This is a genomic window from Burkholderia sp. Cy-637 (assembly GCF_011753175.1).
GTDB classification, from domain to species: domain Bacteria; phylum Pseudomonadota; class Gammaproteobacteria; order Burkholderiales; family Burkholderiaceae; genus Burkholderia; species Burkholderia gladioli.
This window is the reverse complement of sequence record NZ_VWWC01000111.1, coordinates 1-25130: the sequence shown is the minus strand read 5'-3', so window position 1 is coordinate 25130 and position 25130 is coordinate 1. Positions and strand designations below refer to the sequence as shown.

Below are 25130 nucleotides of genomic sequence, written 5' to 3'. Positions count from 1 at the left end.
CCGCCGGCCGCGCGAGGGCCGGGCGGCCCGGGCGGCCCGGGCGGCGCGGCCGCGCAAACGAATGATCAGGAGTTCGTGACATTGGGAGGCGCCTCAGTGAGCGTTCTTCGACGAATCGGGGGGCGGCGGCGGCACCACCTTGCGCATCAGCGGCACGATCAGGGTGGCGAACATGAAGCCGATCATGATGGTGGTGAGCGCGTCGCCATAGGCCATGGTCTGCGCCTCGCGAAACGCGATGTCGTGCAGCTCGCGCAGCGAGGCGGCCGCGCCGGCCTGGGCGGAGCCGAGCGCCGGGCCGAGCTGGGCCTCCAGCGTGCCGAGCATCTTGTTCATCGGCTGGTTGGCGGCCGTCAGGCGCGAGGCGATATCGGTGAAATGCAGGTTGGTGCGATTGTTCAGGATCGCGCCGACGATCGCGATGCCCACCGCGCCGCCCAGGTTGCGCATCATGTTGAACAGGCCGCTGGCGTACTTGAGCCGCTCGGGCGGTAGGCTGCCCAGGCCGAGCGTGACCGCCGGCGCGATCGCGAACACCTGCGGGAAGCCGCGGATCAGTTGCGGCCAGAGCAACTGCTGGTTGCCCCAGTCGTGGGTGATGAAGCGGAAGTCCCACATCGACAGGCCGAACATCGCCATGCCGAACATCATCAGCCAGCGCAGGTCGGTCTTGCGCGCGAACATCACGTAGACCGGCACGCCCACCAGCGCGGCGATGCCGGTCGGCATCATCGCCACGCCGGTCTGCCAGGCGTCGTAGCCGCGCACGTAGCCGAGGAACAGCGGCGTCAGGTAGATCGAGGAGAAGGCGCCCACGCCGGTCAGGAAGGACAGGATGCAGCCGATCGTGAAGTTGCGGTTGCCGAAGGCGCGCAGGTCGACGATCGGATTGTCGATGCTCAGGCAGCGCGCCACGAACACGCTGCCCGCGCAGGCCGAGATCACCGCGCAGCGGCGGATGATGGGGTCGTCGAGCCAGTTCCAGCGCGCGCCTTCCTCCAGCACGTATTCGAGCGTGCCGAGGAATACCGCCATCAGCGCGATGCCCACGTAGTCGGCGCCCTTGAGCAGGGAGTGATCGGGCCGGTCGATGTCGGCCGCCAGCGACACGCCCAGCGCCACCAGCAGCCCCGGCACCAGGTTCACGTAGAACAGCCAGCGCCAGTTGGCGGTATCGGTGATGAAGCCGCCGACGATCGGCCCCAGCGCCGGCGCGAGCGACGCGATGGTGCCGATCACGGCGGCCGCGATCACGCGCCGCTTGCCGTCGAAGTAGTGGAACGAGGAGGTGAACACGGTGGGGATCATCGAGGCGCCCAGCACGCCCTGGATCGCGCGGAACACGATCATGCTCTCGATGTTCCAGGCGAAGCCGCACAGCAGGCTGGCGGCCGTGAAGCCGAGCGCCGAGCCGGCGAACAGGCGGCGCGTGGAGAACACGCGCGTGAGCCAGCCCGACATCGGGATCACGGTGATCTCGGCGATCAGGTAGGCGGTCTGCACCCAGCCGATCTGGTCCTGCGCCGCGCTCAGGCCGCCGCCGATCTCCTGCAGCGAGGAGGCCACGATCTGGATGTCGAGCAGCGCGATGAACATGCCCACGCACATCACCGCGAACGGCCAGGCGGGCGGATGCGCGGCGGCCGGCGGCGGGCCGGAAGCAGCGCCGGCCCCGGCTGCGCCGGGCGTGCCCTCGGCCGGCGCGCCGGCGGGGCGCTTGGCGAGCTCGCTCATCAGGAGGCTCCGTGGGTGTCGACCGTCACGGTGGTGGACAGGCCCGGGCGCAGCACGCCCAGCACGCCGTCGGCCGCCTCGAAGCTGATCCGCACCGGCACGCGCTGCACGATGCGCGTGAAGTTGCCGGTGGCGTTCTGCGGCGGGATCACGCTGAACACCGCGCCGGTGGCCGGCGCCAGCAGGTGCACGCGACCCTCGAAGCAGCGCGAGGACTGTACGTCGGCGCAGATCCTGGCGCGCTGGCCGGCCTGCATGTGGCGCAGCTGGTCCTCCTTGTAGTTCGCGTCGACCCACAAACCCCTGGCGGCCACCACCGACATCAGCTGGGTGCCGGGCGTCACGTAGCTGCCCACGTGGATCGCGCGATTGCCCACGTAGCCGTCGATCGGCGCGCGCAGCTCGGTGTAGCCGACGTTGAGCTCGGCGGTGCGCTGGGCCGCGCCGGCCTGCAGGATCGCGGCATCGGCGCCGGCGATCTGGCTGTCGAGCACGCCCACCTGCTGGCGCGCCTCGCGCAGCTTCGCCGAGGCCGAATCGAGCTGCGCCTGGGCCTGCTTGAGCGCGGCGCTGGAGCGTTCCTCGCTCTGGCGCGTGCCCGCCGCGGTGCTGAGCAGGTTGCGGTAGCGCGCCGCGTCGGTCCGGGCGAAGGACAGCGCGGCCGATTTCTCCGCGACTTCGGCGCCGGCCTGGTCGATCAGGGTCTGCTGCAGCGTGCGGCGCGCCAGCAGTTGCGCGCGCGAGGCGCGCATGGCCGCCTCGTTGGCCTTGGCGGCGTCCAGCGCGGCGGCGAAATCGCCGGGCTGCAGGCGCAGCAGCGGCTGGCCGGCACGCACGCGCTGGTTGTCCTCCACCAGCAGCTCCGACACGTAGCCCGCCACGTGCGGCGAGATCACCGTGATGTTGCCGCCCACGTAGGCGTCGTCGGTGGTCTCGTAGAAGCGCCCGTGCAGCCACCAGTAGATCGCGTAGCCGGCGAGCAGCACCAGCAGCACGATCAGCACCGGCAGCACCAGCTTGCGCTTGCGTTTCGGTTTTCCGTCGGCGGCGCCCGGCAGTGCCGTCGCGCCCGTTTGGTTCTCGCTCAAGTTGAGGTTCTCCTTCGCCTGGCTTGCTTGGCCGTCCTCGCCGGGATCATGCGTTGCATGCGCAACGATCGCGGCGATTCATGCCGGTTTCAGATGGTCATCGTCATATGAAGAGGCCGAATTCCGGCATGCCCGAACGCCGGGCATGCCGGAGCCTGGCGCGGCGCGACGGCCCGCGCGGCCCTGCCTTGCGTGCAGCAATCACGGCGCCTCGCTCACGCGGCGCGCCGCGTGTCCTACCAGGTGCCGAGCAGCGAATCGACGCCGCGCAGCGCGTTGTTGCGGCGATAGGGCAGCGCGTCGAGATTGGTCAGGTGCAGGTTCGGCAGGCGCGTGTAGACCACCTCCAGCGCGGCCGCGATCTCCAGCAGCGCGAGCCGCGCGCCCAGGCAGTAGTGCAGGCCGCCGCCGAACGAGAGCGGGCGCACGTTCTCGCGGTCGATGTCGAGCCGGTCCGGGTTCTCGAACTTCTCCGGATCGCGGTTGCCGCCGCCGAGGAACACGCAGATCAGGTCGCCGCGCTGGATCGTCTGGCCTTCCAGCTCGACCTCCTCGAGCGCCACGCGCTGGGCGATCTGCACCGAGCTGTCGTAGCGCAGCGCCTCGGTCACCACCCGGGGCATGATCGAGAGGTCGGCCTTGACGCGCTCGCGCTGCTCCGGGTGGCGCTGCAGCGCGATCAGCGTATTGCCGATCATGTTCTCGGTGGTCTCGTGGCCGGCCACGAACAGGAAGCAGAGGTTGGCGACGATCTCGTCGTCGGTCAGGCGCTGGCCGTCTTCCTCGGCCAGGATCATCTGCGAGATCAGGTCGTCGCCCGGCTCCTTGCGGCGCTCGGCCAGCACCTTGGCGAAGTAGGTTTCGAGTTCGATCGCCGACTTGCGCGATTCCTCGAGCTGCTCGGCGTTGAGCGGCGTGACGTTGAGCGCGCCGGCCGCGCGATCGGCGGCGCGCTTGAACATCGCGCCGTCCGACAGCGGCACGCCGAGGATGGTGCACATGGTCTGCATCGGCAGCAGGAAGGCGAAGCCGGTCACCAGGTCGCCCTGCGGCTCCTTCACCAGCCGGTCGATCAACTGGTCCGAGATGGTGTAGGAGGCCTCGCGGAACTTCTCGACCTGGCGCGCGTTGAAGGACTTCATCAGCAGCGCGCGCAGGTTGGTGTGCTTGGGCGGGTTCAGACCCGGCAGCATCGAGCGGAAGGTGCGGAACGGCGGCTGGTCGATCACGCCCTCGCCGTAGCGCGCCTTGACCGCCTCGACGATGCCCTTGCCGAAGCGGCGGTCGAGCAGCAGCTTCTCGCCGAAGCCGTAGTGCGAGGTCGCGTAGAGCTTGGGTGCGAGCTTGACCAGTTGGCCCTCGGCGCGCATCGCGTCGAACACGGGGTAGGGGTTCTTCAGGAAATCGGGTGTCGCCAGGTCGCTGTATTGCATGGTGGGGAGTCCTTGGTGTCTTGGGAAATGGCGCTCGGGAAGCCGCGCCTCAGATCGAGACCATCTCGAAGTCGAGCTTGGGCACGTCGCATTCGGGGCAGCGCCAGTCGTCGGGAATGTCCTCCCAGCGCGTGCCGGCGGCGATCCCGGCGTTCGGGTCGCCGCTTCGTTCGTCATAGAGGTAACCGCAGATCAGGCACATCCAGGTGCGGTATTCGACGGTGAGTTCGGACATCGTGGGCGTTCTCCGGATCAGTGCTGCAGGGCAGGCTCGGCGGCGGCCGCGCCCGCGCTCGCGCCTTCCAGGTTCTGGTGCAGCTGCTTGCGCAGCTTGTGGAGGTCCTTGACGTTGAGCAGCGGACGCTCCAGCAGGATCGACAGGTTGTGCAGGATGCGGTCGGCCACGCGGTTCTCCCAGTCGCGGTCGAAGCGGATCTGCGTGTCGAGCCAGCGGCCCAGCCATTCCGGATCGGGCAGGCGGCTCTGCACCGTGTCGTTGGGGAACAGCGTGCGATTCACGTGCAGGTTGGTCGGGTGGATCGCCTTGGCCGCGCGGTTGGCGCTGGCCATCAGCGTGCCGATCTTGGCGAAGGCCAGGCGCGCCTCGTCGCCGTGCCGGTCCAGCGCGCGGCGCATGTACTTCAGGTAGGCGGCCGCGTGGCGCGCCTCGTCGCGCGAGATCAGCTCGTAGATCTGCCGGATCACCGGCTCGGTGTGCCAGTGCGCGGCGCAGCGATACCAGTGGTTGAGGCGGATCTCGCCGCCGAAGTGCAGGGTCAGCGTCTCCAGCGCCGGGGCCGGGTCGAACGGGAAGCGCACCGCGTGCAGCTCGTCCTCGGTGGGCGCGAGCTCGGGACGGAAGCGCCGCAGGTACTCGATCAGCACCAGCGAGTGCTTCTGTTCCTCGTAGAACCAGATCGACATGAAGGCCGAGAAATCGCTGTCGTCGACGTTGTCGCGCAGGAACATCTCGGTGGCGGGCAGCGCCGCCCATTCCGTGATCGCGTTCATCTTGATCGACAGCGCCTGCTCGTCGGACAGCAGCGAGGCGTCGAAGCGGTCCCAGTCGACGTCGTGCTGCATGTCCCAGCGCGCGCGTTCCAGGCTTCGGTACAGTTCGGGATAGAGCATGGTGGTCCCCTCGGCTCAGCCCGCGGCCGGCGCGAGCGACGGCGCGTTCGCCGCCGGCTCGCCGCCGATCGCGAGGAACTGGGTGGCGCGCTCGATCACGCGCGCGTCCGACAGGATCCGCACGTGGCCGACCTTCTCGACGCGCTCGAAGCGCACGTGCGGCAAGGCCGCGGCGATGTTTTCCGATTCGCAGATCGGCACGATCTTGTCGTTCGGGCCGTGCATCACGAAGATCCGCGTGCGCAGGCCCCGGCCCAGCGCGCCGATGTCCCAATGCTGGGGCGGCACGCCGTTGCGGCGATGCAGCTCGGCATACATCGCGTCCATCACGCTGGGCGCGAGGCGCAGGAAGTCGCCCGACCAGCGGTCGATCACCGCCGGCAGCGTGCAGGGCGGCGCCAGCATCACGATGCCGTCCACGCTGTCGGGCCCGAGCTCGGCCATCGCGCCGGTCGAGGCGATGCTGCCCAGCGAGTGCGAGACGATGCCGTGCACGCCGCCGAGCGATTCGATCGCGCCCTTCACGGCGTTCTTGAAGGCCGTCATGGTGGTGACCGTGCCGGGCGAGACGCCGTGCGCCGGCGCGTCGAAGGCGGCCACGCGAAACCCGGCCTTCTGCAGCTTGGGCACGAAGGAGAACATGGTGGCGCTGTCCGCGCCCCAGCCGTGCACCAGCAGCACGGTGCGCTCGCCCTTGCCCCACAGATGGCCGTGGGTGACGCCGTCCACGCCGCGGATCTCGAAGCGGCGCGCGCCGAGCGGCGACATGTCCTTGGGCGGCGTCTTGCGGAAGGTGCGCGTATAGCCGAACAGGTCGCTGGCGCGCCGCGCGGCGGCCGCCGGCGAGACCGCGCCGAGTGCGCCGACATAGCCCTTGAGCACGCGCTTGCCGAACGACATCGCGGGGCTCGCCGCGCGTGCCGGCGAAGGCGCCGGCGCGGCGGCGGCCGCCGCGCCGTGCGGGAGGGATGACTCGGAAGTATTGGACATCGTCCTTCTCCTGCCAGAGTGGCCTGATGAAGCCGGGTAGTTGGCTCAGGTAGTGGGCTCAGATCGCCGAATCGGCGCGCGGCGGGGTGGCCGCGGGCGGCGTGGCGACCGCCTCGAACGAGCGGTAGTAGCCGTGCACCGGGTCATAGAGATGGCAGGCGCGGATCACCTTCCAGACCTCGCCGAGCGTGAACGGCTTCTGCCGGATCGAGCCGGGATAGGCGCGCTTGAGTGCCTCGCGTGCCTTGGGCAGGTTGTAGAAGGGGATCACCGGCACCACGTGGTGGGCGGCATGCACCGAGATGTTGTGGGTGAAGAAGTGCAGCCACTTCGGGTACTCGTAGTCGGTGGTCATCATCAGCCGGCTGCCGTTCAGGCTCCAGTGCTCGCGCGTCAGGAACGGCAGTTCGTCCGAGATGTGATGCATCATCGTGGTGGTGCTGAACCAGGCGTGGATGCCGAGCCAGGGGCCGAGGAAGTACAGCAGGAAACCCTGCCAGCCCGTGAACCAGACCAGGGTGGGCAGGTAGACGGCGGCGAACAGCACCGTGATCACCACCGAGCGGCGCACGTCGTTGCGGGCCTCGCGCTTGGGGAACATGCTGGGCTTGAAGCCCGAGTGGCGCTGGTAGTTGACCGTGCCCAGCCAGAACAGCCAGCTGCGCGTGCTGCGGTACACGAGCTTCTCCCAGGCGCCCATGCGGCGGTATTGCTCCGGCAGCACCGGGCGCCAGTCGGTATCCATCTCCAGGCTGTTGGTGTTGGCGTGATGCAGGTTGTGCATGTGGCGCCAGCCGTGGAACGGGTAGAGCAGCGGGAACAGCGCGATCTGGCCGAGCGCGAAGTTGAAGCGGCGGCTCTTCGAGAAGGAGTTGTGCCCGCAATCGTGGGCGATGCAGAACAGGCCCCAGCCGCCCAGGCCGGCCAGCAGCCAGAGCGGGATCCAGAGCGACCAGTGCGGCGCGTAGTGCACGCCGATCACGGCGCCCACGTAGAGCGCGGTGCTGGCGAAGAAGCCCAGCAGGCCGCGCGCCAGGCGCGGTTCGTAGAGTTCGCGCGGAATCGCGTCGGCCAGGCGCTCGCCGTCGAGCGACTTGATCGACTGCACGAAGTCCCGAAAGCCCGGGGTCTGCTGCTGCGGTAGTTGGATGGTTGCCATCGGTTCGCTCCTTGGTGGGCCTCAGGCCTTGATCTCGCCGGTGGCGAGTTCGGCGGCGAGATAGCTCGCCAGGTCGTCGATGTTCTGGTGTTCGAACAGCAGCGCCGGCGACAGACGCTGCTCGAGCAGCTTCTCGAGATCGCCCGCGACCTGCAGCGCGACCAGCGAGTCGAGCCCGTAGGACTCGAAGGTGCGGGCCGGATCGATCTGCGCGACCGGCACGCTGAGTTGCCTGGCCAGCCGCTCGACCAGCCATTGATGGATGCCCGCCTCGGTGAGCGGGGTCGAGGAACGTTTTTCCTCGATGAAGCCGATCTTGCTGAACAGGCTCGACATGAACGCCATGATGCGTACTCCTCAGGGTTGAAGAAGGCAAGGCAAAACAAAACGATCGGGATGCGGCGCGCTCAGGCGCCGCCGGGCTCGCGCTTGCGCACGCGCTCGATCACCTCGCGGCTGGGCGAGCGCAGCTCCTCGACGATGCCGAGCCGGCCGAACAGCGCCAGCATCCAGCCCGACAGGTCCGGCTCCCACCAGTGCACGCCGTGCCGGTACCAGGCCGGGAAGGCGTGATGGTTGTTCTGCAGGCCCTCGCCGAAGGTCAGGAAGGCCACGATCCAGTTGTTGGTGCTGTGGTCGCGCGTGTCGAACGGGCGGCTGCCGTAGCGATGGCAGATCGAGCCGACGCACCAGGCGAACTGGTTGGCGATGAACATGCGCGCGAAGCCGCCGAACATCAGGCCGCACAGCGCGCCCATCCAGCTCGCGGTGATCAGCCCGCCGGCCACGGTCGGGATCGCGAGGCCGAGCAGCACCCAGTAGAAGTAGGTGCGATTGAAGAACAGCAGGCTGCGGTCCTTCAGGATGTCCTGCGCGAAATAGCTCCAGCTCGACATCTCGGGCGACATCATCCAGGGCATGTGGGCGTGCCACAGCCCGCGCAGGCGCTCGGCGCGGCTCTCGCCCAGCAGGTTGGGCGAATGCGGGTCGCCCGGGCGGTCGCTGTAGGCGTGGTGGCGCCGGTGCGTGGTGACCCAGAACAGGATCGGGCCTTGCGCGGCCATCGAACCGCAGATCAGGATCAGCGCGCGGAACAGCGGCGAGGTCTTGAAGGCGCGATGGGCCAGGAAGCGGTGGTAGCCGATCGAGACGCCGGCCATGTGCAGCACGTACATCGCGGCGAACAGCCAGGCGTCGACGCGCGTGGCGTAGCCGGCCCAGGCCAGCCAGGCCGCCGCCAGCGTGCCGGCCAGCGGAATCGTCATCACGCCGAAGGCGGTCATCGCCTTGATGCGGGCGCCGCGCGCGTCGAGCACGCTGACGCCGCGCACCGGCTGGTCGTCGGGAAGGGTGGGCGCGGGGGTGAGATCGAGCTGGGTCATGAAGGAATCTCCGGAAGGCGGGCGCTCAGGACTGGGTGGCGCGGCTGCGCTCGGGGGCCGGGCGGCGCACGTCCCACACCAGGCCGAACACCGCCAGCAGCTCGATCAGGCCGCCCGACAGGTCGAGCTGCCAGAAGCGCTGGCTGGTGCGTGCGAGAGCCGGGAAGGCGTGATGGTTGTTGTGCCAGCCGCCGCCCACCGCCGGCAGGGCCAGCCAGAACACGTTGCGGCTCTGGTCGCGGGTGCTGTTCGGGCGCGGGCCGAAGCTGTGCGCGAAGGAGTTGATCGCCCAGGTGGCCTGGTCGACCAGGAAGATGCGCAGCAGGCCGCCCCACAGGAAACCCGTCAGGGCCGCGTAGCCGGTGCCGCCGATCAGCCAGCCGGCCAGCGTCGGCAGCGCCAGGCCGAGCGCGATCCACAGGAAGTAGAGGCGGTTCAGGCGCACCACCCAGCGGTCGCGCAGCAGGTCCGGGGTGAACTGGCTCCAGTTCTGCCGGCGCAGCGTGAACAGCCAGCCGACGTGCGCGTGCCAGATGCCGCGCAGGCGCCCGCCGAGATGCTCGCCGTGCAGGCGCGGCGAATGCGGGTCGCCTTCCTGGTCGGTGAAGGCGTGGTGCATGCGGTGCGTGGCGGCCCAGAACAGGATCGGCCCCTGCGCGGCCATCGAGCCGGCGATCGCGAACAGCGCGGTCACCACCGGGCCGGCCTTGAAGGCCTGGTGCGAGAAGAAGCGATGCAGCCCCGCCTCGACGCCGAGCGCGGTGACCAGGTACATCGCCGCGAGCAGGCCGATCTCGAGCCAGCCGATGCCGTGCACGATCGCCAGCGCCACGGCCGCGAGCGCGCCGACGGCCGGGATCCCGACCGTGAGCCAGGCCAGGCGCCGTTCGGTGGCGCCGGTGCGATCGGCGAGCGGCGCGGGCCGAGAGGGGGAGGTTTGGGTCTGGATGTCCATGATGTCCTTCGCGGGCTCAGGCGCGTGCGTGGGGATAGCTCGCCAGCGATTGCGTCAGCAGCGCGTGGCGGGTGGCGTAGCGCTGGATCTTGCCGCTCGTGGTCAGGGGGATCGCGCCCATCGGCGCGAAATGGATCAGGTGCGGCGCGGCGCCGAGCTGCTGCGTGACGCGCTCGACGATCGCCTCGCGCAGCGTCTGCAGCTCGCCCTCGGCCACCTTCTCGCCGCGCCGGAGTTCGGCCACCACGGCGATCCGCTCGCCCTGGCCGTCGTCGATCGAGAAGGCCGCCACGCCGTTCGGGCGGATCCGCGCGTCGAGCTCCTCCACCAGCAGTTCGATATCCTGAGGATAGAGATTGCGGCCCGCGTGGATGATCAGGTCCTTGATGCGGCCGGTGACGTACAGCTCGCCCGCGCGTAGGAAGCCCAGGTCGCCGGTGCGCATATAGCGTTGTGCCGAGCCTTCCAGGCGCGCGTAGAAGGTCTCCTCGCTGCGCTCGGGCTGGTTCCAGTAGCCGATGCCGATGTTCGGGCCGCCCACCCAGATCTCGCCGATCGCGCCGTCGGGCAGCGCGCGGCCGTCCGGGCCGACAATCCGCACGTCGTGGCCCGGCGCCGGCGCGCCGCAGGAGGCCAGCGCCTGGGCGCGCGGATGATCGGCCGCGATCTCGCGCACCTCGCCGCGCGCCAGGCCGTCCTGGTCGAGCTCGACGAAGGCGGGCGCGGCGCCGTCCACCTTGCCCGAGACGAACACGGTGGCCTCGGCCAGTCCGTAGCAGGGGCCGAAGGCCTCGGCACGGAAGCCGCAGCGCGCGAAGCGCTCGGCGAAACGCTCGAAGGTGCGACGCCGGACCGGCTCGGCGCCGCAGTAGATCGCCTCGACCGTGGACAGGTCGAGCAGCGGCAGCACCTCGTCGCCGATCGCGTTGCAACAGAGGTCGAAGGCGAAGTTCGGCGCGATGGTGGTGGTGACGCGGTACTGCGAGAGCGCCGCCAGCCAGCGCAGCGGCTGCTGGACGAAGTGGCCGGGCGAGAGGATCACGGTCGGGAAACCCTCGTAGATCGGCTGCAGGATGCCGCCCATCAGGCCCATGTCGTGATAGGGCGGCAACCAGGTGCAACCGACGCGCTCGCGCGGGCCGCCCATCCAGCGGCTCGCGCCGTGGCAGTTGCTGAGCAGGTTGCCGTGGGTCAGCATCACGCCCTTCGGATCGGAGGTCGAGCCCGACGTGTACTGGAGCAGGGCGAGCGCCTCACGATCGAGCACCGGCAAGGCCGGGCCGGCATCGGCCGAGTTGTATGCATATGCATGAGTATCGGCGCGAAAAAGCGCATCGGCCTCGGTCCAGGCCTCCTCCGGGAAGCCGTCCGGCAGCAGCGCCAGCACGCGCTCGCGCAGCCGGGTGAAGCGCGAATCGGTCAGGATCAGCTCGGGCTGCGAGTCGCGCGCGATCGCGCCGAGCCGCCCCAGCGCCCGCGTGCCCACCGGCGGGAACGAGGGCACCGCCACCGCGCCGGCCATCCAGACGCCGAACAGCGCGGCGATGTAGTCGATGCCGGCCTCGAACAGCATCAGCACGCGCTTGCCGGCCACGCCGCGCGCGGCGAGGTGGCGCGCGATCGCGCCGGCCTGCAGTTGCAGCTCGGCATAGCTCACGGTGCGGGTCTCGCCTTCGCCGTCCACCAGGTGGATGAAGGCGGTCTGCCCGGGCAGCGTCGCGGCGCGCAGGCGCAGCACGTCGGCCAGCGTGTCGAGGGCGTGCTCGGCCAGCGTCGCGGCGGCGCGATGGCGCGAATGGCTCGCGTCGAGCGCATCGAGCGCCGGGCTTGCGACTTCGAGATGTGTCATGTCGGCATCCTTTCCACGTAAAGCGTTGCATCGACATGCGCCACGCCAAATGCCACGGCATCGCGCGTATCGGTCCGTTCCACTGAAAATCGAATTCCCGAATCCAACCGGAACAAAATAAGCAGGCATTTTCCGATTTACGTAGGATTACGTAGACGGAAATACAAACTACGCTTGCGCTTAATAAAGTTATCCGGATTTTGAAATGGCTTCACAAACCGGTTAAGCGCGTTTTTTCATTCCGCGGGCAAAACTCATCCGTTCCGGCCGACACGTGTGGGGACGGCGCGGCGATACGGGACGCTGGCGATCGGGGGATCGTCAGGTCCAGAGCACAGCGTGTTGTTTGACTTCGAGCTGCAACATCAGATGAGACACGTACTACGGGCCGCGCTCAAGCCGCTGGGCGCTATAACCGGTATCAGGCCGCATTCCTCGCATGGACGGGGAAACGGGGCACGCGCGAAGGAATGACGCCATCGCCTCGCATGCTCCGCTTCCCGCTCGGAACGGGTAGTGGAACGTACCGCTCAATCGTTACGGCCCTCGGCTGCTTTGTTTGCATGTATATGCATGAATGTTTATTCAAGAGAAAAACCTTGTCAAGCGCCTTTCAATGATCCGACGAATATTTCCGATATCAAAAAGAAAAGGGTTCGCCGGTATCCAGAAAATATTTGGAAATAAGGGAGAAGCGGCTTGTCATTGCCGCGTATTAATTGTCCAGCCCGGTACATTCGGGAACCGGCTCGATAACTGGCTTGTTAATGGAACAGTTTTGACGGTGCCAGTTTGCGATGGAAGATTGGACGGACGGCGCGATCGAATCGATCGGGATCGCGAAACATGCACGCGACATCGCGACAGGGAAATATCGAGGCAGGGGAGGGAGGCGACGTATCGCGACGTATCGCGCCGTGTTCGCCCGGGCGGTGGGCAGGCGCGATCGTGTTTGATTCAGGACCTGCTCGCTCGCGGCGAGGCATCGCCGGGCGGCAGGTCCCGCATGGGGAAGATGGCCGGGCTCAGGCTTTCGCCGGCTGGATCAGGTCATGGCAGGTGGACGTTTGCGGATCGCCGGCCGGCAGCTTCCCGCACACGCCCTCGAACTGCTTCACCACCGACTTGACCGCGCCCTCGTGGCGGCCGTCCTTGTTCCATTGCACGAGCTGCGTCACCACCTTGCTCAGGGCGCGTCGATTCGCGCCGTAGAACGCATTGCGCGTCTGCCCGACCTGGTTCAGCACGCCGCTGGCGATGCCTTCGATGCGCGTGCTGTCCTCGGGCGCGAGCGTCACCGCGTTCGCCAGGTAGGTGGCGCCCCAGCGCAGCCGCGTGGCCGAGCCGCTGGTTGCTTCGTAGGCCTTGCGATACCACTCGAGCGCGGCCGCCTTGTCGCCGCGCGCCTTCGCGTTCGCCGCGAGGCCGGACATGAAGTAGTAGGGCGTCGACGAGCGCGGCAGCTCGGCCTCGAGCAGCGCATCCGAATCGTCGTAGAGGCCGGCGTCCGTGAGCGTGTCCGCGCCTTCGCTGACCACGGCCGCATGCTCGTAGGGATTGGTGGCCGCCTGCGTGGTGGCGCTCACCTGCTTGCGCACCGTGTCGAGCAGGGGCGCCGGCAGCGGCGTGCCCTTCGGCGCGGCGAGCCGTGCCAGCGACACGCGCCCGTGCAGGGCGATGGTGCGATCGATCGCCGACAGCGAGGCATCGGTCGACAGGCGCGTGAGCGCCGCGTCGTAGGCCTGGCTCAGGCGCGCGCGTTCGGCCGCGTCCTTGGCGAGCCAGCGCACCAGGTCCGCCGGCGCGGCAACCAGCACGTCGGATTGCTCGCGGCTCAGGCGCGGATCGTTCAGCGTCGCCTGCAGCGCCGCCAGGCCCGCGGCCTTGTCGAGTTCGCCCTGCTGGGCCGGCTCGCCATCGGCGGCCGTGACGGCCGCCTTCAGCGCGAAGCGCAGCGCCTCCTTCGGCGCGTGATCGGCACGCGCATGCGCGGCCAATGTTTGCAAGGTCTGCGCGACACGTTCTCCCGGCACCGGCAGCCCGCCATCGGTATCCCAGGAGTAATCGGCCAGCATGCGCCACTCGTCCGGCTTGAGCGCGGCGCCGTCGCGCAGCGCGGCGGCCAGCGTCTGCTTGAAGGGATGGGTGGCGTTCATGCCGAGCGAGAGCGCCTGCATGTAGCGGTCCAGGTCGGCCTCGCCCGGCAGGCGCGTGACTTCGGTGCCGTCGGGACGGAACAGGATCATGGTCGGGTAGCCGCGCACCTTGAAGCGCTCGCCGAGCTTCTGCGCGTTTTCCGCGTCGCCGTCGAGATAAACCGGCACGAAGAAGGACGAGCGATCCTTGAACACCTGCTGGCTGAACACGGTCGCCTTCACCTGGTTGCAGGACGGGCACCACACGGCGCCCCAGTACAGCAGCAGCGGCTTGTTGCTGCGCTTGGCCCGGGCGAACGCGGCATCGATGTCGCCCTGCTGCCAGGCGATGCCGGGCGGCAGGTGGACCGCCGGGCTCGCCGGCTGGGTGGCGGCGAACGAGGAGGAAAAACAGGCGCTCGCGGCAGCGAGCAGCAGGCCCATCGAGGCCTTCTTCATCGAGGTTTTCATGAGGAGATCCGACTGGTTGCGGCGCGGCGAGTGCGGCCCGGCGTCGATATTGGTCTGAAGTATCGAGACACTGAAGCAGAATCGTCGCGCGCACAAGCCCGAAAAGCCGCTTTGCATTTCGTTTCGACGCGCATATCGATATTCCGTGTCGGCTTGCCGGGTGGTTGCGTGTGCAATCTCCTGGATTGTTGAAAGCGGCGAAATTCCGCGCTCGGAAATACGCCCGAATTCCTCACATCAATATGCGGAAATATCGTTTGTGACGGGCCGGGCGCGTCGATAAAGTCTCCCCCGGTCCTTGCCGGCGTGCCGCCGGTATTCAGGATGTCTTAGAAAAATCTCGCGTGCCATTGCGCGATGGCTTTCGCCTGGCGTCTCGTGATCCGGACGCGCGGCGAAGACGCGAATCAGAGGGGGCGGGCGGGCCCGGTGTCGTCACGAGCGGCGCCGGGCCGGTCAGCCGAGGGTCGTTCGGCCGATAGACGAGATCAACATGAACTCGCATGACAAGATATCCCGCGTGACCGGGTGGGGCGCGGCTGCGCTCTGCCTGTCGATCTCGCTTGCCAGCGCCGTGCCGGCGCTGGCCCAGCAAACCGTGGCCGCGTCCGCGCCGGCCGTCGCCGATGCGCCGCCCGCGGCCAGCGCCGCTGCTGCCGCCGTCGCAACGCCAGCCGTCGCAACACCAGCCGGCACGGCGGCATCGCCATCCACGGCCGCCGCGCCGAAATCCACCTCGCTGAAGACCTTCGTGGTGACCGGCTCGCGCATCCCGCGCACGGAGAAGGAGGGCGCCACGCCGGTCACCGTCATCACCGGCAAGGATCTCGAAGCCAAGGGTTATCGCAACGTCTACGACGCGCTGCAATCGCAGACGCAGAACACCGGCTTCTCGCAAGGCGCCGACTACGGCAACACCTTCACGCCGGCCGCCAATGCCATCAACCTGCGCGGGCTCGGCGCCAATCACACGCTGGTGCTGGTCGACGGCCGCCGTGTGGCCGATTACCCGATCGCCTACGACGGCAACGTCAACTTCGTGAACCTCGCCAACATCCCCTCGGAGATGATCGACCGCATCGAGATCCTGAACGGCGCGGCCTCGGCCGTCTACGGCTCGGATGCGATCGCGGGCGTGGTCAACATCATCATGAAGAAGCACATCGACGGCATCGAGGTGAACCTGAAGGGCGGGCGCACCTGGGACGGCGGCGGCGGCAACGGCCGCCTGCAGGTATCGGGCGGCAAGGAATTCGGCGCGCTGAGCACGGTGTTCGGCCTGGAGATCAGCAAGACCAATCCGATCTGGTCGGGCCAGCGCGATTTCATGTCCTCGGCCTCGCTCGAAGGCGAGACGCCCACCACCATCTGGTCGCGCCAGAACCTCGACACGGGCGCCTACCTCGGCGGCGCCGGCGCCTGCGGCGCGCTGGGCGGCATCGGCGCGTTCGGCGGCGTCTCGACCGTCAATGCCGCCAAGGGCGCGTATTGCGGCAGCGGCGGTGCCAAGCCCGCGTTCTGGACCACCCAGACCAACAATGTCAGCGAGAACCTCTACGGCGGCGTCGAGTACCGGCTCAGCGAGCTGGTCACGCTGTTCGGCTCGGTATCGACCGCCTGGAACCAGACCGAGAACAACACGCGCGGCCCGAGCTGGACTTCGGCGCTGGGCGGCACCGGCTACTTCTTCAACGATCTCACCCAGGCCAACGAAACCTGGACGCGGCGTTTCTCGCCGCAGGAGATCGGCGGCGCCTCGGTCTGGAACAAGCGCTGGGACGATTTCGCCGCCAACGTGATCACCGGCCTGCGCGGCAAGCTGCCCGACAGTAGCTGGAACTACGAGCTGACCTACAGCGCCTCTGGCTACCAGAGCCGCGCGACGGTGCCGCGCCTGCGTGCCGGCATCGACAGTTACTTTCTCGGCCCGCAACTGGGCACCGCGGCCGACGGCGCGCCGATCTACGCGCCCGACCCGACGCGCTTCTCGACACCGCTCACGCCCGCGCAATTCGGCTCGCTCTATGGCGAATCCGCAAGCCAGAACAACACCTGGACGCAGACCTTCAGCCTGGCCGCCAACGGCGACCTGTTCCGCCTGCCGGCCGGGCCGGTGCGCGCCGCCGGCGTGATCGAATACGGCACGCAGGGCTTCAGCAATTCGGTGGACCCGGCACTGGACCAGGGCAGCTACTACAACTCGGCCGGCATCTACGGCGCGAGCGGCAACCGCAAGCGCTACGCGGCCGCGCTCGAGCTGCGCGTGCCGATCTTCCGCCAGTTGAACGCCGATGTCGCGACGCGCTACGACGACTATTCCTTCGCCGGCACGCGCAACCACAAGTTCACCTACAACCTCGGCCTCGAATACCGGCCGCTGCGCGAGCTGCTGCTGCGCGGCAACTACGGCACCAGCTTTCGCGCGCCGGACATGAACTACATCTTCCAGAGCCCGACCAAGGGCTACTTCGAGTCGACCACCGACTATTTCCGCTGCAACCAGTCCGGCCAGTCGCTGGCCAACTGCGAATACGCGAACGTGGCGCCGGGCTCGAACTTCGTGCAGACCGGCAATGCGCAACTGAAGCCGGAGAACGGCAAGTCCTGGGGCGCGGGCTTCGTGCTCGCGCCCACGCCCGATATCGACCTGTCGGCCGACTACTACAACATCCGCATCGACAACCTGGTCACCAACATCGATCCCGACAACCTGCTGCGCACCGAGGCGGCCTGCCGCGAAGGGCGCCTGAGCGCGGCCTCGCCCGATTGCGTGGATGCGCTGGCGCGCGTGGTTCGCAACCCGCTCACGGCCGTGCTCGATCCCGGCGCGATCAACACCATCCTGATCAACCCGATCAACGCGGCGATGGAGAAGACCACCGGCTTCGACCTGAGCGGCAAGTGGCGCTTCCGCCTGCACGGCATCGGCAACTTCCTGCTGGCGGCGAACTACACCAAGGTGCTGAGCCTGCGCTACCAGCAGTACGCCAACAGCCCCGTGCAGGACCTGCTGCATTCGCTGAACAACCCGACCGGCAACCCGGAATGGCCGGACAAGCTGATGCTGAGCCTGACCTGGTCGATCCCGAAGTGGACCTCGACGGTGCAGGTCGAGCGCTACGGCAAGGTGCCCAACGCCGCGCAGACGGCCTACCTCACGCCCACCACGCTGGCCAACCTGAGCCTGTCCTACCAGTTCACGCGCGATACCTCGCTGACCTTCGTGATGAACAACGTGTTCAACACCATCAAGCACGACGATTCGGCCGGCTGGCCGTATTACACGGTCGGCTACTACCTGCCTTACGGGCGCACGCTGTGGCTGGAGTTCAGCCATCGCTTCAGTTGAGCGGGCGGCGGGACGGCAGCAAGCCGGCGAGCGCAATCCCGGTGCCGGAGCAGCCATGCGATGCTTCGGCACCGGGTGGCGCTCATCGCGCCGTCGCGCAGGCGCGGTTGCCGGGCACCACGGCCAGGCCGCTCGACCAGTTGGCACCGGCCGGCAGCAGCACGCGCGCGCTGATGCGGTTCTCGGCCGGATCCAGGGAGAGCAGGCCGGTCTGCCCCGCGGAGGTATAGCTGGGATTGAACAGGATCCGGTAGCCGTCCTGCGCGACGCCGCTGTTGGTGAAGGAGAACACGTCGTCGGGCGCGGCTAGCGACCGGGTCACGGCCAGCGTCGCCACGTCGACCACGAACAGGCCGTTCTGGTGGGAGGGAAAGTCGGCCTGGCCGTTGGCCACGTACAACTGCTGGCCATCGGGCGAGATCGACAGGCTCGCGGGCCTCGGTCCGGCGCCGGGCAGGTCGATCAGCTTGACGATGGCGCGCGAGGCCGTATCGATCACGGCCAGCCTGCCGGGCTCGGTGCCGTTGAAGCCCTGCGCGAGGAACAGCTTGCTGCCGTCCGGCGTGACCGCCAGGCTCGCCGGATAGCCGTTGTTGACGCTCGAGGTGTCGATGGTCGCGAGCAGCGTGTCGGTTTGCGCGTCGATCACGGCGATCGAGCGGTAATTGACGTTGGCGGCGTAGATGCGCGAGCCATCCGGCGATGCCGTGATGGCGGCGCCCGGTCCGCTGCCGTCGCCGAGCGTGGCGATCACGATCTGCTTGAGCGGCTGCAGCGTGCCGGCATCGAGCACGTTGACCACCGCATCGCTCTTGTAGATGCCGCCGGTGCCGGTCACGGGCGGCTGGTGCGTCTGGTTGCCGTTGGTATAGAGCTTGCCGGAGCCGACCGGCAAGGCGAAACCGGCCGTGGTGCTGTTGGCGCGGACCGCCGTGGCCACCACCCGGTTGCTGGCGGTGTCGATCGCGAACAGCGTGGCAGTGGTGGTCGGCCCCGATGCATAGGCGATGCCGTAGACGCGCTGCCCGGAAGGCGAGGCCTGCAGGCTGTATGCGCCGGCCGCGCCGGCCAGCGGGATGGAGGCGATTGGCTTCAGGTTGACGGCGTTGAGCACCGTCACGCTGCCCTGGTTGCCGGCCAGGTAGACGGCGCCGCCGGGCGGCACCTGCGCGGCGCCGATGCTTGCCCACAGAGCCAGCGTTCCTGCGACGAGGCACCGGCGTGCCGGTCCAGCGCTCGAAAATAAGCTTGTCATGTTGGATTCCCCGAAATCGAAACGACGTGAAGCGAAGCAGCCGCCTGGACGTGGTGAGGATGGCGGCTATTCAGCTTAGCGTAAGCCTGTTGAGAAACGTGGCCGGATATTTGGTTGCGCGCGCACGTAACGCGTGTTCCGCGCGTCACGTAACCGGAACGCCGCCCGGCGGCGGCTTGCATGGGGTCAGGCAATCTTCTGCGCGTTATTGCGACTTCGGCAACCGGGAATTCCAGCGTTGACGAAAACGGAGCAATCGCCGAAATCGGGAACAATTCTTGCTGCATTGCAGCGTCGCCCGCGCGGCCTGGAGTGAAGCGCGCGGCGACGGTCTGGCAGCAGGACTGCAGACGCATCCGACGCGGGGTGGCCGGTGCGATGCAGCGCGATTGTCGTCCATGCCCGAGGTCCGGGCATGTCTCACCGAACACCGTACCGATTGCCGAGCTCCGTTGCGCGGAGGCCGGTGGTCGCCTGCGGTTGGTCGCAGCCGATCCGGCCTGTCTCGGGCGTGCCACCCCGAGGCGGCCGGCGCGGTTCGACGCGGCGAGCGGGGGGACGACGTCGCCACGATCACACGTCAACGACAAGCGACAACAATGACCTACAAGAACCGTAAGACGAAGGCCAGGCATGGCCTGCGGATCGTCGCGCTGGGCGCGATCCAGGCGTTCGCGGGCAGCGCGGCGTCGGCCGCGCCGCCGGCGCTCTCGGCGCTCGGTCCCAGCGGCGGCCTGGTGATCCCCTATGGTTTCACCTTGCCGCAAGGGACTTTCGAAGGGCAGTACAACGACTACATCGATCCGCGCTTCGGCGGCACCGCCACCAAGGCCGACGTGGCCTGGGCGGGGATCGGCATCCTGCCGTATGTCGAGGCCACGGGCGGGCTGGTGAACTACACCGGCAACGTGCGGCCGGTGTTTCCCGGCGCCGAGTCGATCGTGGTGCGCCACCTGATGGCGAACCTGAAGGTGGCGGTGCCGAAGTGGTTCCGCTACCAGCCCGACATCGCCGTCGGCATCGACGACATCGGCGGCCAGACGCATTTCTTCCGCTCGACCTATGGCGTGGTCTCGCAGGTGCTCGGGCCGGCCACGCTGACGCTCGGCTACGGCAGCGGCGACCGGCTCGACGGCGTGTTCGGCGGCGCGGAGCTGGACGTGTTCCATACCGGCCTGTCGCTGCTGGTCGAGCACGATTCGAAGACGCCCTATGCGGGCATCCGCTATCAGTCGCCGTCGATCCGCTGGCTGGCCGATGCGAGCGTGGTGGCCACCTTGATGCGTTCGCTGAAGAGCACCAACGGCGTGGCCGAGCGCACCGCGTTCTCGGTCGGCATCCAGATTCCGCTCGGCCGGCGTTTCGATGCCTCGCGCTGCGAGGGCGGTCCTTGCGAGGCGAGGCATGCGCAGGATGCGGCCGGGCCGGCGGCTGCCGCGCAGGCCACGGCAGAGCTTGGCAAGGGTGAGGCGGGCGAGCTTGCCGTCGCATCAGCTCCTCGCCGTGATTCGGACCGGGTGAGCGCAAGCGTGGCGACGGCGTCATCGATGTCGCCGGCCGTTGCCTGGTCGGCGCCGGCCGCGTCGGGCCGGGCGGCCGCGCCGCTCGCCATGCAGCGCATCGCCCTGGTCCAGGCCGCCGAGGCCGGCCCCACCTCGCTCGACGCGATCGTCGACGCGCTCTCGGCGGCCGGCCTCGAACGCGGCCGCGCGGGCATCGTCGGCCGCGACCTGGTGGTCGAATACGAGAATCATCGCTACAACCAGAACGAGGCCGACGCGCTCGGCATCGCGCTGGGCGTCGCCGCGCGGCACGCGGGCAGCGAGATCGACACGATCCGCGTGGTGATCCGCAAGGCCGACCAGGCGATCGCGGAAGTCAGCGTCGATCGCGGCGCCTACGCGGCCTTCCTGGCCGGCGGCTCGCCCACCGCGGCCGACGCCTCGCTGACCATGCGCATGCGCCCGACCTACGCGGCCTCCGCCGTCGACTGGTCCACGAAGACCGGCCGCCACAGCCTGGTGCGCTTCGAGATCGCGCCGGTCACCCGCTATCTGTACGGCACCGACTACGGCAACTTCGACTATTCGGTGGGCGCCGAACTGCGCGCCTTCGTGCCGCTCTGGCGCGGCGCCGAGTTCTACGCGAGCGCGATCGCGCCGATCGCCAACAGCCGCAACATGGACGACGGCCGCTTCTACAGCGCCTACCGCTTGCGCGGCGGCATCGCCGACGCGGCGCTGGCGCAGAGCTTCTGGATCGCGCCGCGCGTGTTCAACGTCACCTCGGTCGGCAAGTTCGACCTGCAGTATCTCGGCGTCGAGAACGAGACCACCGCCTTCGTGCCGGGCCGGCCCGACGTGGTGCGCCTGAAGCTGGCCTACCTGCGCCGCGAGCCGGGCAAGGACGCGCTGCCCGACGAGAAGAGCGCGCTGCTCAGCTACCGCTGGGTGCAGCCTTCGTGGAAGCTCTGGATCGAGGCCGGCGTGGCGCGCTACGTGGGCGGCGACAAGGGCCCGCTGCTGGTGGCCACGCGCTGGTTCGACGACGTCGCCTTCAGCTTCCAGGCGCAGCACAGCGGCCGCGGCTCCTTCGTCGGCGCCTCGGCCAGCTTCCCGCTCACGCCGCGCCAGGGCATGAAGCCGGGCCTGGTCGAGATCGGCGGCACGGCGCAGTTCCCGCTCAATTTCCGCACGCGCGTGGGCTCGACCAACTACCTGTCGGCCGACGGTGGGGAGAACCTCGACTTCGCCTACGACGCGCAGCAGTTGCTGCTCAACCAGGGCCGCTTCAGCGCGGCCTACTTCGCCACCCAGCTCTACCGGATGCGCGACGCCTACCAGCGCTACGCGGCGCCCGAGCCGTCGAATCCGCGGCCGGCCTCGCCGACGGCCGCGCTCGATGCCGCCACGCCGCAGCCATGAATTCACGTGCCGCCGGCCGCGCAGGTTTCCGGATGCGCGCGGCCGGCGGCGTCTGGACGATTCACGAGATCACGGAGAACCACGATGAAGACGAATCACACGAAGCTGCGCGCCGCGCGGTGGATCGGCCTGGGTATCGTCGCGGCAGCCACGGTGGCGGCCTGCGGCGGCGGCGGGGATAGCGGCGGAGGCGGCCCGGTCGGGCCGCAGACCGTCGCCTCGGGCAAGATCAGCGGCACGGCCGCGGTGGGCGCGGCGATGGCGAATGCCTCGATCACCATCGCCTGCGCACAGGGCAACGGAGCCGGCACGGCCACCGCGAGCGGCGCCTATACGCTGAGCTTCGCGTTCAGCGGGCCGTGCTCGATCACCGGCAGCACCGGCTCGGCCACGCTGCACTCGCTGGCGAACGGCAGCGGCACCTTCAACGTCACGCCGCTCACCGAGCTGATGCTGGTCTACCTGGCGGCCGAGCTCGGCACCGATCTCAACGGGCTGCTCGCCGGCCTCGGCTCGAACACGGCCTACCAGGCTGCGGCGAGCAACAACGCGGATCTCGCCGCAGCGCAAGGCGGCGTGGCGGCGGTGCTGAAGAAGCTCTACGGCATCACGCTGTCCACCTCGGCCTTCCTGACTACCGCGTTCACGCCGGGCCAGCCCGGCGCCGACGCGGACCTCGACGCGCTGCAGGCCGCCGGCGCCTTCACCAGCAACGGCACGCCCTCGGCCACGCTGCTCTCGGCGGTGGCGGCGGCCGGCACCACGGCGAACAGCCCGACCGGCGGCACCGGCGGCAGCACCAGCGGCACGCCCTGATCGAGCGCTCGCGCGACTGACGGCGCGAGTGCTCGCCGGCATCGACGGCCGGGCACGCGCCGTCTCAAGTTGTCATTTCACGCAATCGTTTGCGTTAAATATATTAAGTTATCCGATTCAGTCGTCATTCATCTGCCTACCTCTCTCATCGTTACGTAACGAGTCTTTTTGCACCGCGTAACGTAACGACGCGTTTCAGCATTGATACAAACGGTATCGTCGAGAACGAGCTTTTCGTTAATCCAATAAAGCATTGATAAAAATGGATTTTCAAAAGATTCGGCGTCAATTTTTCGAAATTCGATTCAATGGCATGTTTCATGCTTGATACACGCCGCGCCGATCGCTGCAGCGCACAACTGTCGTGACATGCAAGCTTGTGCGATGCCGGCGCGGGCGGCCGTGCCAGCCGCCTCGCCGTGCGCAGGCGTGATGCGGAAGCCCGCATCGCGCCTCGAATGGTAGGAGAACGAAAGATTGTCTCGAATTGTCGAGCCGGCTTGCCGGCGGCATGCGCACGTGCCTCGACAGCGTCGACAGAAAGCATCGAGGCATCGCGGCGGCACACAAGAAAACAATTCTGAAAGACCGAGAAACGCAAGACTTTTTGAACGGGGTGGGGTGATGAGAGGCCTGATCTGGCGCCTGGTCGACGGTACGTTGATCATTGTCGGCGCGCTATGTGCATTGCATTTCGAACTGATGCCGCCTTCGGCATCGGCCGCGTCCGGCTTCGACGGCCTGCTGGTGGCCTTCGCCGTCGCGCTCGCGCTGTCGGTGTTCCCGGCCTGCGATACCTACGGGCTGTCCGGCGTGCGCTCGGTATTCAACCTGATCAGCCGCACCATCATCGCCTGGTTGTTCGTGCAGGCTTGCGGCTTCCTGCTGCTGTTCGTGCTGCATCGCCTGCACCTGGTCTCGCGCGTGTGGTTCCTCTACTGGACCATCACCAGCGGGCTCGGCATGCTGATCGCGCGCACGCTGGCGCTGACCGTGCTGAAGACGCTCTGGCGCTTCGGCGCACGCGCCCACGAGCTGGCGGCGCGCGCCGACATGCGCCTGGCCACGCACCTGGCGCGCCGCACCTTCAAGCGCGGATTCGACACCGCGCTGGTGATCCCGATGCTGGTGGCGCTCTCGCCGCTGTTCCTGATCCTCGCGCTGCTGGTGCGCCGCGACGGCGGCCCGGCGATCTACGGCCACCTGCGCGTCGGCCGCGACGGTCGCGCCTTCCGCTGCCTCAAGTTCCGCACCATGGTGACCAACAGCGATGCCGTGCTGCGCGAGCTGCTGGCGCGCGATCCGCAGGCGCGCGCCGAATGGGAACGCGATTTCAAGCTCAGGCACGACGTGCGCGTCACCCGCGTCGGGCACTTCCTGCGCAGCACCAGCCTCGACGAACTGCCCCAGCTCTGGAACGTGCTGCGCGGCGAGATGAGCCTGGTCGGCCCGCGCCCGATCGTCGAGAAGGAGCTCGAGCGCTACGGCCTGGAGGTGCGCTACTACCTGATGGCCAAGCCCGGCATCACCGGGCTGTGGCAGGTGAGCGGGCGCAGCGATGTCGATTACGCGCGGCGTGTCTCGCTCGACGTGTCCTACGTGAAGCAGTGGTCGCCGATGCTCGACTTCGGAATCCTGCTGCGCACGGTGGGCGTGGTGATGCGGCGCGAGGGCGCCTACTGAACGGCGCGCGCTGCGATCTCAGCGCGCCGGCGCGCTGTTGTCGTAGACCGACGAGGCGCTCCAGCCGTCGTAGCGATAGGGGTTGGTCGCATCGTCGCTCGCGGCGGCGGCGGCGGCCGGCTTGGCGCGATAACGCGCCAGCTTCTGCCGGCTCGAATGCGTGGCGGCGTTGCCGGGTGTGAGGCCGGCGCGGCCCGGTGCGCGATAGGCGCGCGGCAGCGAGGCGCCGAGCGGCGCGGCGGCGCCTGTTGCCGAGGCGGCCGCGATGGCGGAGGTGGGCGCGGGCAGCATCGCGCCGGTCTGGCTGGGCGGCACGTAGCGATAGGACGGGGATGACGACGTGGACGGCTCGGCCCTGCCTTGCGCGAGGGCGGCGAGGCTCAGCGAGAGGCCGGCGGCGAGCGCGAGCAGGAGTCGTGGATTCATGCGGTAGCGAAGCAGGGCAGCAGGTTGGGCGGGTATGCCGAGGCGCCATCGCAGCGTATCGGCCGAACCATGAACGAAAGGCGGAAGCGGGCCGCGAGCGAGCGGCTGCGATTGCGCGATGACAAGGACAGGCCAGACATCATGTTCGACACGGCAATGGGAACACGAACGATAGCACTGCTGCGCGGATTGGCGAAAGCGCTCCGGCGCGACGATCGACGCGGCACGCGACGAGGCGCGGCTGGCTCGGCACGACGGGCGAGCGCATCGTGCATGGCGGCGCTGGTGCTCGGCGCCACGCTGCTGGGCGGCTGCGCCTTCGCACCCGGCATGACGTTCCGCGGCGGCTG

The 25130-nt window shown here is 68.4% G+C and carries 20 protein-coding genes; 5 read left to right on the top strand and 15 right to left on the bottom strand.

The window, feature by feature from the left end:
- Positions 1-93: 93 nt before the first annotated feature.
- The 12 genes from F3J10_RS24450 to F3J10_RS24395 form a co-directional block, all read right to left on the bottom strand.
- Positions 94-1734, bottom strand: a complete 1641-nt coding sequence (locus F3J10_RS24450; protein ID WP_025100200.1) for a DHA2 family efflux MFS transporter permease subunit — start codon at positions 1732-1734, stop codon at positions 94-96.
- Positions 1734-2822 carry an HlyD family secretion protein gene (locus F3J10_RS24445; RefSeq protein ID WP_025100201.1) on the bottom strand — a complete coding sequence of 363 codons (1089 nt, stop codon included), beginning with the start codon at positions 2820-2822 and terminating at the stop codon, positions 1734-1736. The genes F3J10_RS24450 and F3J10_RS24445 overlap by 1 nt, the downstream gene beginning before the upstream one ends.
- 236 nt (positions 2823-3058) lie before the next feature.
- Complete coding sequence (locus F3J10_RS24440; RefSeq protein ID WP_167233564.1) at positions 3059-4255, bottom strand: cytochrome P450; 1197 nt, start codon at positions 4253-4255, stop codon at positions 3059-3061.
- Between the two features lie 49 nt (positions 4256-4304).
- A complete protein-coding gene (locus tag F3J10_RS24435) occupies positions 4305-4490 on the bottom strand; it encodes a rubredoxin (RefSeq protein ID WP_013697988.1) in 186 nt (61 codons plus the stop codon).
- A gap of 17 nt (positions 4491-4507) precedes the next feature.
- Complete coding sequence (locus tag F3J10_RS24430) at positions 4508-5386, bottom strand: acyl-ACP desaturase (protein WP_025100203.1); 879 nt, start codon at positions 5384-5386, stop codon at positions 4508-4510.
- 15 nt (positions 5387-5401) lie between these two features.
- The gene (locus tag F3J10_RS24425; RefSeq protein ID WP_167243182.1) at positions 5402-6376 is read right to left on the bottom strand and encodes an alpha/beta fold hydrolase; all 975 of its coding nucleotides are present in this window, start codon (positions 6374-6376) and stop codon (positions 5402-5404) included.
- A gap of 58 nt (positions 6377-6434) precedes the next feature.
- On the bottom strand, positions 6435-7535 hold the full coding sequence (locus tag F3J10_RS24420; RefSeq protein WP_167243181.1) for a fatty acid desaturase: 1101 nt from the start codon (positions 7533-7535) through the stop codon (positions 6435-6437).
- A 21-nt stretch (positions 7536-7556) separates the two neighbouring features.
- On the bottom strand, positions 7557-7880 hold the full coding sequence (locus F3J10_RS24415) for an acyl carrier protein (RefSeq protein ID WP_025100206.1): 324 nt from the start codon (positions 7878-7880) through the stop codon (positions 7557-7559).
- A gap of 62 nt (positions 7881-7942) precedes the next feature.
- A complete protein-coding gene (locus F3J10_RS24410; RefSeq protein WP_167243180.1) occupies positions 7943-8917 on the bottom strand; it encodes an acyl-CoA desaturase in 975 nt (324 codons plus the stop codon).
- Positions 8918-8942: 25 nt separating this feature from the next.
- Positions 8943-9872 (bottom strand): acyl-CoA desaturase, encoded by a 930-nt coding sequence (locus tag F3J10_RS24405; protein ID WP_025100208.1) that lies wholly within the window; start codon positions 9870-9872, stop codon positions 8943-8945.
- Positions 9873-9888: 16 nt separating this feature from the next.
- Positions 9889-11721 carry a fatty acyl-AMP ligase gene (locus tag F3J10_RS24400; RefSeq protein ID WP_167243179.1) on the bottom strand — a complete coding sequence of 611 codons (1833 nt, stop codon included), beginning with the start codon at positions 11719-11721 and terminating at the stop codon, positions 9889-9891.
- Positions 11722-12746: 1025 nt separating this feature from the next.
- Positions 12747-14327: a thioredoxin family protein gene (locus tag F3J10_RS24395; RefSeq protein WP_105821063.1), complete on the bottom strand. Its 1581-nt coding sequence runs from the start codon at positions 14325-14327 to the stop codon at positions 12747-12749.
- 493 nt (positions 14328-14820) lie between these two features.
- On the opposite strand from F3J10_RS24395, the gene F3J10_RS24390 reads away from it, so the two are divergent.
- A complete protein-coding gene (locus F3J10_RS24390; protein ID WP_167243178.1) occupies positions 14821-17676 on the top strand; it encodes a TonB-dependent receptor in 2856 nt (951 codons plus the stop codon).
- 82 nt (positions 17677-17758) lie between these two features.
- Here the strand turns inward: F3J10_RS24390 and F3J10_RS24385 are convergent, their stop codons facing one another.
- Positions 17759-18931, bottom strand: coding sequence for a beta-propeller fold lactonase family protein (locus tag F3J10_RS24385; protein ID WP_167243177.1), 1173 nt, complete (start codon positions 18929-18931; stop codon positions 17759-17761).
- A gap of 599 nt (positions 18932-19530) precedes the next feature.
- Between F3J10_RS24385 and F3J10_RS24380 the strand changes: the two genes are divergently transcribed.
- Both F3J10_RS24380 and F3J10_RS24375 read left to right on the top strand, forming a co-directional pair.
- Positions 19531-21855 (top strand): YjbH domain-containing protein, encoded by a 2325-nt coding sequence (locus tag F3J10_RS24380; RefSeq protein ID WP_167243176.1) that lies wholly within the window; start codon positions 19531-19533, stop codon positions 21853-21855.
- Between the two features lie 84 nt (positions 21856-21939).
- Positions 21940-22671 carry a carboxypeptidase regulatory-like domain-containing protein gene (locus tag F3J10_RS24375; protein WP_167234022.1) on the top strand — a complete coding sequence of 244 codons (732 nt, stop codon included), beginning with the start codon at positions 21940-21942 and terminating at the stop codon, positions 22669-22671.
- A 151-nt stretch (positions 22672-22822) separates the two neighbouring features.
- Here F3J10_RS24375 and F3J10_RS24370 read toward each other — a convergent pair whose 3' ends face one another.
- Positions 22823-23218, bottom strand: coding sequence for a hypothetical protein (locus tag F3J10_RS24370; RefSeq protein WP_167243175.1), 396 nt, complete (start codon positions 23216-23218; stop codon positions 22823-22825).
- Positions 23219-23295: 77 nt separating this feature from the next.
- On the opposite strand from F3J10_RS24370, the gene F3J10_RS24365 reads away from it, so the two are divergent.
- Entirely contained in the window at positions 23296-24354 is a 1059-nt protein-coding gene (locus tag F3J10_RS24365; protein WP_025098340.1) for a sugar transferase, read from the top strand.
- Positions 24355-24372: 18 nt separating this feature from the next.
- On the opposite strand, the gene F3J10_RS24360 is transcribed toward F3J10_RS24365, so the two are convergent.
- Positions 24373-24780 carry a hypothetical protein gene (locus tag F3J10_RS24360; RefSeq protein WP_167243174.1) on the bottom strand — a complete coding sequence of 136 codons (408 nt, stop codon included), beginning with the start codon at positions 24778-24780 and terminating at the stop codon, positions 24373-24375.
- Between the two features lie 141 nt (positions 24781-24921).
- Between F3J10_RS24360 and F3J10_RS36010 the strand changes: the two genes are divergently transcribed.
- Positions 24922-25130: hypothetical protein (locus tag F3J10_RS36010; RefSeq protein ID WP_205200436.1), on the top strand; the 209-nt coding region annotated here is incomplete at its 3' end.